Annotated in this window: 9 protein-coding genes; 6 read left to right on the forward strand and 3 right to left on the reverse strand. The window is 71.8% G+C overall.

The annotated features are described in order from the left end of the window. Positions 1 to 50: 50 nt before the first annotated feature. Positions 51 to 2,141 (reverse strand): alpha-galactosidase, encoded by a 2,091-nt coding sequence (locus ACFC1F_RS40600; RefSeq protein WP_376166488.1) that lies wholly within the window; start codon positions 2,139 to 2,141, stop codon positions 51 to 53. A gap of 864 nt (positions 2,142 to 3,005) precedes the next feature. Here ACFC1F_RS40600 and ACFC1F_RS40605 point away from each other — a divergent pair. Both ACFC1F_RS40605 and ACFC1F_RS40610 read left to right on the forward strand, forming a co-directional pair. Continuing rightward, positions 3,006 to 4,085 (forward strand): alpha/beta hydrolase family protein, encoded by a 1,080-nt coding sequence (locus tag ACFC1F_RS40605; protein ID WP_376166490.1) that lies wholly within the window; start codon positions 3,006 to 3,008, stop codon positions 4,083 to 4,085. A gap of 273 nt (positions 4,086 to 4,358) precedes the next feature. Beyond that, positions 4,359 to 5,018, forward strand: coding sequence for a rhomboid-like protein (locus ACFC1F_RS40610; protein ID WP_376166492.1), 660 nt, complete (start codon positions 4,359 to 4,361; stop codon positions 5,016 to 5,018). 346 nt (positions 5,019 to 5,364) lie between these two features. Here ACFC1F_RS40610 and ACFC1F_RS40615 read toward each other — a convergent pair whose 3' ends face one another. Further along, entirely contained in the window at positions 5,365 to 5,997 is a 633-nt protein-coding gene (locus ACFC1F_RS40615; RefSeq protein ID WP_376166494.1) for a DUF998 domain-containing protein, read from the reverse strand. Between the two features lie 545 nt (positions 5,998 to 6,542). Between ACFC1F_RS40615 and ACFC1F_RS40620 the strand changes: the two genes are divergently transcribed. From ACFC1F_RS40620 to ACFC1F_RS40630, 3 genes are all read left to right on the forward strand, one after another. Further along, the gene (locus ACFC1F_RS40620) at positions 6,543 to 7,079 is read left to right on the forward strand and encodes a hypothetical protein (protein WP_376166496.1); all 537 of its coding nucleotides are present in this window, start codon (positions 6,543 to 6,545) and stop codon (positions 7,077 to 7,079) included. 145 nt (positions 7,080 to 7,224) lie between these two features. Then, complete coding sequence (locus ACFC1F_RS40625) at positions 7,225 to 7,428, forward strand: hypothetical protein (RefSeq protein WP_376166498.1); 204 nt, start codon at positions 7,225 to 7,227, stop codon at positions 7,426 to 7,428. Positions 7,429 to 7,638: 210 nt separating this feature from the next. Further along, the gene (locus tag ACFC1F_RS40630) at positions 7,639 to 8,244 is read left to right on the forward strand and encodes a DUF5134 domain-containing protein (RefSeq protein WP_209414236.1); all 606 of its coding nucleotides are present in this window, start codon (positions 7,639 to 7,641) and stop codon (positions 8,242 to 8,244) included. 409 nt (positions 8,245 to 8,653) lie between these two features. Here ACFC1F_RS40630 and ACFC1F_RS40635 read toward each other — a convergent pair whose 3' ends face one another. After that, complete coding sequence (locus ACFC1F_RS40635) at positions 8,654 to 9,076, reverse strand: hypothetical protein (protein WP_209414235.1); 423 nt, start codon at positions 9,074 to 9,076, stop codon at positions 8,654 to 8,656. A 208-nt stretch (positions 9,077 to 9,284) separates the two neighbouring features. On the opposite strand from ACFC1F_RS40635, the gene ACFC1F_RS40640 reads away from it, so the two are divergent. Beyond that, positions 9,285 to 10,772, forward strand: a complete 1,488-nt coding sequence (locus tag ACFC1F_RS40640; protein WP_376166501.1) for a tyrosinase family protein — start codon at positions 9,285 to 9,287, stop codon at positions 10,770 to 10,772. Positions 10,773 to 10,939 lie beyond the last annotated feature (167 nt).

Raw genomic sequence — 10,939 nt, forward strand, 5'->3', positions numbered from 1 at the left:
CGGCACGGTGGTGCACCGTGCCGGGCCCGGCCGTTGCCGGATCAGCAGCGTCAGGACAGGACGGTCCAGCTCTGCCCGGCTGCGGCGGGGTTGGCCGGGTTGGTCATCCCGGTCGAACCGGCGGTGGCGGCGACGTCCAGGACCAGGCCGTTGCCGACGTTGGTGATGGTCAGCGCGCCGGCGCTGTTCTGGGTGATCTTCCACTTCTGCCAGGGGTTGTTGGCCGTGGGGTTGAGCAGGTAGGCGCTGCCGACCCCGCCGCCGGCGGCGAGCACGGTGTGCGTCTGGGTGGCGGTGTAGCAGTTGTCGGTGATCGTCACGGTGCCGTCCGCGTTGAGCGTGAACAGCCACTGCTGGGCGGCGTTGCCGCTCTGGTAGGCGTTGATGCCGGAGTTGCCGCCGATCGGGGCGTAGCAGCCGCCCTTGACTTCGAGCGCCTGGCCGCCGGTGCCGCCCGCGCTGATCGCGTGGTACTTGCCGTCGCCGACGACGCTCGGCCGGTTGCCGTCGTTGCCGCTGCCCATACCGATGCTCGCGCCGGCGATGCGGTAGAGGGCGACGCCGTGCGCGGGGATCCAGTTGCCGCCGATGGTGCCGGTGGTGGTGCCGGTCGCGCCGGTCCACAGCTCGCGGTAGGAGTAGCTGGAGCCGGTCACGCCGAGGTCGGTGAAGCTGGCGCTGGGCATGGCCCAGTTGTTCGGGTCCTGGTTGATCAGGGCGACGGCCAGGTCACCGTTGGCGAGCTGGCGCTTGAGGATCACCGGAGCCGTCGGGGAGGTGGGCGGGGTGCCGACCAGGGTGGCCGGCTTGGCGAGGCCGTCCTGGTCGATGGCGATCATGTCGGGGTTCTTCAGCAGCGCCAGGGCGGAGGAGTTGATCCCGGTGGACCAGGTGTAGCCGTTCGCGGAGCGCTGCGCGTCGGCCGTGGTGCGCAGGTCGGCGCCGGAGATGAGCGGGGCGGCCATCATCGACAGGATGGACAGCTCGGTGCGCGACTCGTCGTCGGTGAACGGCTTGCTGCCCTTGTTGAAGTCGGTGACGCCCCAGATGCCGTTCACGTCCTGCCAGCCGGCGAACATCATGTCCATGTCGTTCCAGCTGCCGGGGTGGGCGTTGCCCGGGTACCTCAGGGCGGTCTGGAGCTGACCGTTGTAGAGAACGCCGTCCAGTTCGCTGTCCCGGTCCCCGCCGATCCGGCACAGGTTGGCGACCTGGCCGCACCACACGCCCGTGGGGTAGTAGCCGGCGGCTTGGTGCGGCTGGACGCCGGCGGCCACGATCAGCGGGTCGGTACGGGCCGGGTCGTTGGCGTCCAGCAGGTACGGGATGCCGGTGTGCGCGGGCTGCGCGGAGAGACTGAGGGTCACCTTCGGCCTGCCCGCGGCGGCGGTGGCCGCGTCCAGGGCCCGCTGGAAGGTCTGCGTCCGGGCGTAGATGGACTTGGTGAGCTCCTTGCCCTGGCCCTGCGGGTAGTAGCTGTAGCCGTCGGGGCCGACGATGGTCGGGCCGTACGGGCAGTCGTCGTACTTGACGTAGTCGACGCCCCAGGCGACGAAGTCGTTCGCGTCGGTGGTCTCGTGACCCAGGCTGCCGGGGTGACCCTGGCAGGTGGTGTAGGTGGCGGTGGCGTACAGGCCGAACTTCATGCCCTTGCTGTGCGCGTACCAGGCCAGGTACTCGATCCCGTTCACCGTGCGGCCGTTGACGGTCTGCGAGGGGAAGCGGCCGGCGTCGGGGACCAGGTGGCCGCTGGTGGGGTCGTTGCCGGAGCCGTCGGTGCCGGAGACCGGGTTGCCGTAGTTGTCGTACAGCTGCATGCCGTTGTCACGGTTCTTCGCGAAGTCCGCGGTCTGGCCGTCTCGGTGGCGCACCGACCAGCCGTCGTCGATCGTGACGGTGTTGTAGCCGGCCTGGACCAGACCGTTGGCCGCCATGAAGTCGATGGTCTGCTTGACCTGGGTCTGGTTGACCTGGGTGCCCAGGCTGTTCCAGGAGTTCCACCCCATGGGCGGGGTCAGGGCGTTGCCGTTGCCGAGAGCGGCAGCCGGAGCGGCGGTGACGAGGGAGGTCGCGCCGAGGCCGGAGACGGCGAGGGCCATGGCGGCCAGCATGCCGGCGACGCGATGTGGCGATGTGCGCATGTGGGGGCTTCCCGAGGGAGTGAGTGGGCCGGGGCGCGGGCAGCCCGAAGAACGGGCCCGGCCACGGCTGGTTGGGGGTGGGTCGGCTCTGCGCCGTGGCACACCGAGGCATCGATCGGGAGATGCGGGTGCGCACGGGAACTGCAGGAGCACCTCGGCGACAGCACTCGGAGAGTCGCCGTCGGCGAGGCACTGACGTGGGGGAATCACGAACCGTCGATCTCGACGGCAGTGCAATACGATATTGCACACATCAGCAACTCACAAGACTCAACACAAAACCCCAACTTGACGTCGGTACAGCCGCATCGCGGGCGGGGCGAGAGGCCCGACGGCCGGGCGACCGGAAGGCCTCCGGAGGCCCCCGAGGCCCCCGAGGCCCCCGAGGCCCAGCCTGGAAGCGGCCCGTACGGCCGCTCGACCCCGCCGACACACGTTTAGGAACGATCGTTCTTGACTGATCGTTCCTCAACTGCGTAGGGTCGCCTCACGGGTCGCCCCAGCGGATCCGACGCGGCCGAAGTGGGTTCGGTCGGCCGCGGAACTCTTGGCAGGCCGGGCCCATGACGGCACTTCCATCGATGGATCCGGTCGCTCACCTCTCCGATCCGCGTACGGCGGTGGCACTCATCGAGCGCGCCACGGCGGTGAACCGAGACCTGCGCGGCAGACGGCCGAGCAGCCGGACACCGGCATTCCCACCGTCCTCCGGTCGTCGCCGCAGGGCCGTCAACTCCGGCATTTTCAAGGCCGGTTGAAACTCCGCTTGATCACCGATTCCCCGTCGTGGTGCCACCGGCATCGCGCCGGCTCATCAGCTCACCCCACCCATCCACGACCACCCATCACGCACTGGAGACACCCGTGAACTGGCACAGCCGGGCTCTTGCCGCCTTCGCCACCCTGATAGCCGCCACCACCGTCGGCACCACCACCAGCACGGCCCGAACCCCGGACGTCCGCGGCCTCCTGCCGGCGATCGACCGCGAGGTGCAGTTCGACGCGGACGGCACCACCACGTACGCCACCGTCCACGTGCCCGCCCACCGCGCCGGCCACCGGATGGCCGCGGCCCTGCTCCTGCCCGGCAGCGGCCCCACCGACCGCAACGGCGACGAGCCGCCCGCACTCACCCCCTCGACCCTCACCCTCATCGCGGACGCCCTCGGCGGGGACGAGGTCATGACCCTGCGGTTCGACAAGTACCGCACGGGACAGACCGGCCTCGGCCGGTACACCGACGACCCCGGCCGCATCGACATGGACGCCCTCACCAGGCAGGCCGCCGCCGCCTACGGCGCGCTGCGAAGCCAGCCGGAGGCCGACCCGCACGCCCTGTTGATCGTGGGACACAGCGAGGGCGCTCTGCGCGCCCTCCTGGTCGCCCCGGTCGTGCGCCCGGAACCGGCCGGCCTTGCCCTGCTCGCACCCCAGGACCAACGCATCCTGGACATCCTCGACTACCAACTCGCAGACCAGATCGACCAGTACGTCGCAATCGGCCGGCTCACCGCCGAGCAGGGCGAGGCCAACAAGAAGGACACCTCCCGCGCGATCGCGGACTTCCGCGCGGGCCGTCCCGTGGACACCAGCGGGATCATCCCGCCGATCGCCACCACACTGAACGGGGGCTTCGGCCCGCTGATGGCCCGATACGTACGCACCGACGACGCCATCTACCCGCCCGACGCGGCCCGCCGCATCGCCCCCGGCACGCGAGTGATCGTCACCTGCGGCACGGCGGACGCCAACATCCCCTGCCGGACCACACCCCCGCTGGTCAACGCCCTTGCCGCCGCTCACACCGGCGGCCCCGGGCTGAAGACCCTGCACGGCCTGGACCACCTCCTCCACCAGGCCGGTACACCGGTCAACACCAAGACCCTCGCCCCCGCAGCCCTCCGGGCCCTCCACGACTTCATCCGCCCGTGGAGCCGCCAGTGACCCCCTGGAGGCACCGGCGCCTCACCTCCACCCGGACGCACACGACTGCTACGGCCTGTACGGCCCGTCCGACCCGCCTGGCCTCTCCGACGCGTCCGACCGATGAACCGGCCGGACGCCGACAGGGGCAGGGGCGTGACCGGAGGAGCGCAGGCGGCAGCATACGATCGGCGGGTGTCGGAGCACACTGAATCCTCGTCATCGGCCCTGTCCTCCTCGGCCTCGACGTCGACCTCTGCGTCGGCGTCGGCGTCGCGCCCGGCAGTGGCCGGCATGCGTCCGACGCTTCCTCCGCTGCGGCGCCTGGTCCGCAACCCGGCGTTCTGGTACGTGGCCGTGCTCACCGCGATGTGGCCGGTCCTGCGGCTGTTGCCTCCCGAGCGGGTGGTGGCGCTGCGGGAATGGGCGTCGACCAACCTCGACAACCTGCGCCCGTGGCCGTCGGGCCACCCGGTCGAGTCGCTGGTGGTGTCCGCGTTCGTGCCGCAGAACACCGTGTGGGTGTGGCCGGCGTTCGCGCTCTCCGCGTTCGCGGTGGTCTCGGTGCTCGGCGCCCGTCGCACGGTGGCGGCGCTGGCCCTCGCCCACGTGGCCGCGACCGGACTGACGGAGGCACTGGTGTGGTGGCGCATCGAGCACGGCTCGCTGCCGACCACCGAGGCGCACGTCCTGGACACCGGCCCGTCCTACGTCGTGGTGGCCGCGCTGGCGGTGGCGACCGGGCTGGCCCGTCCGGTGTGGTCGCGGGCGGTGTGGCTGGTGATGCTGGCGGTCGCCGCCCCCGACCTGCTGTCCGGGATCGGGGACGGCGAGGTGTCCGCCGTCGGCCACGTGCTCGCCTTCACCGCCGGCCTTGCCATCGCGGGCGCCCACCGGCTCGGCCTCCCACCGGTGGCCCGCCGGCCCGCCCGCCAGGCACCGCCCGGACCATGAACGCGCACCGGCCGGGCCTGACGCCGTGCGCAACGCAGCGACGATGCGCAGCGCGGCGGTGATCCGGAACGCACCGCCTGGGGCCGTGGAAGCCGACGCCCGGGGACTGCACGCGGAGGCCACCGCGGTACGCCGGGTTCAGTACCCCGGTTCAGTTCCCCGGCCGGAAGCCGAGGTTCGGTCGTGTTCGGTCATGTGCGGCCGTGTGCGGCGGGACCGGCCGGTGCGCGAGCCCGGGCGGTGGGCCCGAGGCTACGAGCGTGTGGCCTCGCGGCCGGGACGTGCGACCGGGAGGTCCGGATCCTCCCGAAGCCGCACTGATGCCCGCCCCCAACGCGGCTGAGGACTAGGTGGCGGTGTCCGGCACGGGCCGCGGCACCAAGGTGACGACGGCTTCGCTCTTCACCAACCAGGCCACCCCGAACGCGAGGACGGAGACCGCCTCGCCGGCGTACATCAAGGTCAGGGGCGAGTCCCAGGTGAGGTGGAGAACGGCCCCGGCTGCGACCACGACGACGCACGCCACGATCACCCAGCCGCAGACCAGGTACACCCAGTCGCGCGCGGGCCGCCGCCCGCCCGTGGACGGCGAATCCGCGAAGAGCTGGAGGCAGAAGTACGCGAGTACGCCGAACAGGCCTGCGGCGAAGCAGAGATGGAACGTGCCGATGATCGTCTGCGCGGTGGTCGGGTGTGGTGTGACCGACGCCGGTGGCTCGGCGGGGAAGAGTGCCACCAGGATCGCCAGGACGCCGGCCACCGAACTCAGGCGGTCCTCCCGGCGGTCGTGGCGGTAGCAGATCAGGAAGACGCCGATCGCGCAGAGGCCACCGACGAAGACGTTGCGCATGTGGCTGTAGTACGACGCGCTCATCGAGCTGAGCAGGGCGATGCGGGAGGAGGTGAGGCTGTTGCCGACGGGCAGGACGATCGGCAGCAGCAGGCCGAGGACGCCGATGCCCAGGCGGAGGCGTCGCACGGTCTGCTCGTCCTGGGCCTGATGGCCGGCTGAGGGGTGATCGACTGAGGGGTGATCGGACATGGAACGGCCCCCTTGACGCGCTGAGGCTGTCGGGCCGCGGGCGGCGAGGCCGATGGGGCCGGCGCACCACCGGGCGGCGGTCGCTGCGGGTGTACCCGCCCAACAGGGGCGGGAACCGGGTTCGCGCCGATCCTGTGGTCACGCTTGTGCAGCGGTGGTCCACTTCCCGACCCCCGGAGCCTGCGTCACACTGTGGCGGCACGGGAACTCAGACGCATGGGCAGTCAGACGCACGAGCAGTCAGAGGCATGGGCAGTCAGGCGCACGGGCAGTCAGACGTGCGACTGGTCAGCGACCGAACGGGGGGCGGCATGGCGCGGAGCCGGACGAAGAAGCAGAAGAGACCACTCGCCGAGGGCGTGGTGCGGCCACCTCGGCCCGCCGGCCGGAAGGGCGCCGGCCGGAGGCGCGCCGGGAACGACCGGCGACCGTCGCCCCGTACCGTCCGCCGGACGGCGCTCCTGACCGGGATATTCGCCCCGGTGCTGATGGTCGGGCTGCTGGCGATCGCCACCAACCCCGATTACAACGCCGCCGGCATGATCCTCGCCGTCCTGGTACTCATCGGGGCGCTCGGCGGGCTGGTGGTGGTACGAGCCAGCGGCTGGGTGCTCTGGCCCGGCGTCCTGCTGGGCATCCTCCTGATCGTCACACCGGTGAACAGCCTCCGTGCGGAGCTGATCGACCACCGCGGGACGGCGGCCGACGTGGTGATCACCTCGGCCCACCGCCAGAAGGACAGGAGCGGCCGGGTGAGCTGGACGTGCGGCATCCGCCGAGCCGACGGCCTGCCGCTGCCGCACGGCTCGTACGACGGCTCGGGCTGCTCGTCGGCGGCGTCCGTCGGCACCACCATCACGGTCCTCGTCGACCCGGAGGGCTGGGCCCCGCCGGCCGCGACCGACGGGGAGACCCCCTTCGGCGGCGGGGTCTACGTCGTGGGCGGGGTCGGCGTCCTCTGGGCCCTGCTCGTCCTGGGCGCCGCCCGCCGCACCCTCCGGGAGCACGGGAGGACGTGACCCCGGCCCCCTTCCCGACACGGGCAGTCGAGCAGGCCCCCGAACCCCGGTCCGCGGAACCGCCACCCCGGAGCCCCCACCACCCGATTCCGGGCACGCCGGTCCGTCGTGGGGGCGGCGCGGACCCGGCTGGTGCACGAGCACCGTGGCCGCAGGCACCGCCACCCCGCGTGCCGCCCCGTCCGCGTCGCCGTCCGCGTCACCGAGCGTGTCGCCCGCCTCCGCCGGTGAGGACGGCGGCCCGTCACCGACCGTCCCCATCGGCGTCGGCATCGGCCTCGACGTGCTCGCCGCTGCCGCCGGTGTCCGGTGGTGGCGGCGCGGACGGGGCCGGGACTCCTCGGGCTGACCGGTCGCCGGGGCGCCGCGTGCCCGCCTTCGTGGTGCACGCGGAGGCGGGCGTCAGCACCGGCCGGCCTCCCCGAGCGTCGTACGACAGCCCGGCCTACCGTGGAAGGGGAGCCCACGGGGCGCTCACCAGGCGAAGGGCCTCCCACAACGGCCGGATCGTCGCCCGACTCCACCGGGGTCGGGGCGCGACCGTGGAACGGGGGTTCCCGTGCATGAACCCGTGATCGCCACCGCCCTGCTGATCGCCCTGACCGGCTGCTGCACGGTCCACTGCGTCCTGGTCGTCGTGGGACGTGGCTGCCCGGACCGTCGGCTGGAACCGACCGAGATCGTCATGGCACTCGCCATGGTCGGGATGATGGCGCCGGCGTTCGACCCCCTGTCACCCGTCCTGTGGGCGGCCCTGCTCACCGCTTCGGTGGCCTGGCCGACACTCCTCCTGGCGGGGCGATTGGGCCGCCACCCCCGCTCGGCATTCGCGGGCGCCTGGAGCCACTACCCCCACCACGTCCTCAGTGCGGGTGCGATGGCCGCGCTGGTGCTGTGCATGGCACCGGCGCACCAGCACGCCGGTGGCGGTGCCACCCACGAGAGCATCGGTTCCGCCGTACCGGAGTGGGCGCTGCTCGCCCTGGCCGCGTACTTCCTGGGCTACGTCCTCTGGGGCGCCGGCTCGTTCCTGCCACGCCCGGCCGCCGGCGCCCGGCTCACCCGCGCCGGCGGCCCGGCCGTCCTGACCTCGTCCGGGCTGGTCGCCGCGCGGCGGACGGTGATGGCGATGGGCATGTTCTACATGCTGCTCGCCATGAGCTGACGGCGGATCGGCCGACGCTGTGCCGGGAACGCCGGGCCCCCCGGCCGCAGCGCCGCGCTGGTGCCGGTCCGACCGGGGCGCAGCGGCGCCGACTGTTCGTCAGTTGTAGTACCCCGCAGTTCTGGTCACTCCCTGTTGCCGCGGCCGTGGGAACGGAGGGTGACCGCCGACGCGCCCGGCCCGGCTCCCCGCGCGCCCCACGGCGCCCCGGCCTACCTTGGAGAACGGGAGTACGGCCACCGGAACGGGGGTTCCCGTGCATGAGCCCGCGATCGACACCGCCCGGTCTGTCGCACCGACCGGCCGGCGCGCGCGGCCCACAGGGCCGGGCGCCCTGTGGGCCGCCGTGACCGTCGCGGCCCGGCCGACGCTCCTGCCGACGCGGCGGCCGGACCGTGGGTCGAGAGGGTTACGCGTCGTCGCGCCGCACCGCGAGGAAGCTCGCGGTCTGCCCGGCGGGCGCACCTCCGTGGGGCTCAGCCCGCAGCACCGTCCCGGCGAGGACCATCCGCTGGTCGACTCCGGTCTCCCAGTGGCGCAGGATGCTGCCGTCGTACTCGTAGTGGAAGTCCGCGATGGGCGGCCGGCCCCGGCCGCTCAGGGTGAACGAGACGCGGGACGAGGCCGATGCCCGACCGGTCATATCCATGACGATCAACGGTTGCTCGCCCGGATCCGAGAGGATCAGCTCACCGCTGACGGCGCCGTCCGGTGCGGCCACCAGCCTCAGCTCCGCCTGTGCGAACCGGAGCTTGTTGAAGTCGTCGACGGGATCCGGCAGCTCGAGAAAGCTCCGGTAGGTGTACGTCCCGGTCAACTCGTTGACGTTCATTTCGTCCCTCCTGGACTAGGTGAGGCAGATCGAGCACCTCGCTCCAGGGTCCTGCGCCCAGCCCGCCGCGCCAGCGCTGCACGTCCGGATAGCGCGCGCGGTTCACCCTCCCGAACGTTTGCCGACGAAACACCTTTGGGGCGGTCGTCGCCGCCGGTACGAATCCGGGGCGCCCGACCAGGGCGTCCCGCCCAAACCTAGGAGTGACATGTCGAACGGTACGTTCGTGCGACGAGACGCGAGCAAGATGGACGACTGGGATCCGGTGCTGTACTGGTACGCCCGGGCCGTGGGACGGCTGCAGCAGCGGCCCCTCACCGACCCGACCAGCTGGGTGTTCCAGGGATGCATCCACGGCGTCCCGCCCACCGTCACGGAGCAGAACGAGGCCTTCAACCAGTGTCCGCACGGCGGCTGGTTCTTCCTGCCGTGGCACCGGGGCTACCTCTGGTACTTCGAGCGGATCATCCGGGCGGCCATCAAGGAGATCGCAGCCGAGGAGAACATCACCCCCGACCCCTCCACGACCTGGGCCCTGCCCTACTGGAACTACGCCCTGGACGCACCCACCAAGGCCCGGCCCACGACCTTCACCTCGCGCGCGCTTCCGGCGGCCTTCCGCAGCCCGAAGATGCCGGACCGCCCGGGCGGCACCAACCTCACGGTCGACAACCCGCTCTTCGTCCGGGACGACCTGGACCCGCCCAGGGAGGACTTCTGGAACACCCAGTATCGCGGCCTGGGCGTGAACGACGCCAAGCAGGTCCTCCCCTACTCGGACATCAATCCCTTCACCGCGATGAGCGAGACGATCTTCGCCGCCACGAAGAGCCGGGGGCAGACCATCCAGCCCACTTTCGGCAGCGAGATCACCTACACCGACATGATCCACTTCCAGCGCGCCTTCGGCGACCTGGAGGACGTCCCGCACAACCAGGTCCACGGTGGTGTGGGCGGCTGGATGACCCGGGTGGAAGGCTCTGCCCGTGATCCGATCTTCTGGCTGCACCACGCCAACATCGACCGGCTCTGGTCGGGCTGGCTGGCCAAGGACAACCTCAACCCGGACCACACATCCTGGCTGGACCACGAGTTCATCTTCTTCGACGAGACCGGACAGCAGAAGCGGCCCTCCACCGAGACGGTCCTGAAGGATGCGCAGAACTACAGTTACGAGTCGCTGACCGACGGGGCGGGCACCCGCCGGGCGATGGTACCGCCGGCCCCGGCCCCGCAGGCGGGCCAACGGGTCCTGGCGGCCTCCGTCGTCGGCAACCCCAGGCAGTTGCTCGACGTCCAGGCGCCGACCACCGTGACCCTGGAGCCGAGCGGCGTCGCGGGGGCCATGCGCTCACTCGCCGCCAGCGACGAGCCGCAGACCAACCTCATCCTCACCGTGCACAACGTGCACTCCGACCTGCCGCCCGGGACGCCGTTCCACGTCTTCCTCAACGGCCCCAGCGGCGACCTCGACCCGGAAGGCCCCTACTTCGTCGGCTGGATCTCCTTCTTCGGGATGGCCGGTGCCGGCGGGCACGACGCGAGCTACGACGTCACCGAGCAGGTGCAACGGCTGACGGAACAGGGGCTGCTGCCGGACGGCCCTCTCACCGTCTCGATCGTGCCGTCCGTCCCGAAGCCGGAAACACGTGCCCCGAAGCCCAGCTTCGAGAACGTCAGCCTCACCAGCATCTGAGGCGCGTCCGAACCGCAGGTGGCCGACCGCCGAGGGCGCCCCGTCGCCTGCGGTTCGCCACCTACCGCGGCGCCCGGGGATCGTTGCGGCGATACCCCGGACGCATCGGCAGGTGGCGAACTGCCCGGCCGGAGCCGGCCTTGCCGCCCGGCACACCAGGGCCGGGC

Origin of the sequence: Kitasatospora sp. NPDC056181 (genome assembly GCF_042266225.1) — a bacterium.
Classification (GTDB): domain Bacteria; phylum Actinomycetota; class Actinomycetes; order Streptomycetales; family Streptomycetaceae; genus Kitasatospora.

Excerpts from the sequence above, each read along its gene's own strand:
- ACFC1F_RS40635 (WP_209414235.1), bottom strand. The coding sequence starts at position 9,076 with ATGAACGTCAACGAGTTGACCGGGACGTACACCTACCGGAGCTTTCTC.
- ACFC1F_RS40610 (WP_376166492.1), top strand. The coding sequence starts at position 4,359 with ATGCGTCCGACGCTTCCTCCGCTGCGGCGCCTGGTCCGCAACCCGGCG.
- ACFC1F_RS40600 (WP_376166488.1), bottom strand. The coding sequence starts at position 2,141 with ATGCGCACATCGCCACATCGCGTCGCCGGCATGCTGGCCGCCATGGCC.
- ACFC1F_RS40640 (WP_376166501.1), top strand. The coding sequence starts at position 9,285 with ATGTCGAACGGTACGTTCGTGCGACGAGACGCGAGCAAGATGGACGAC.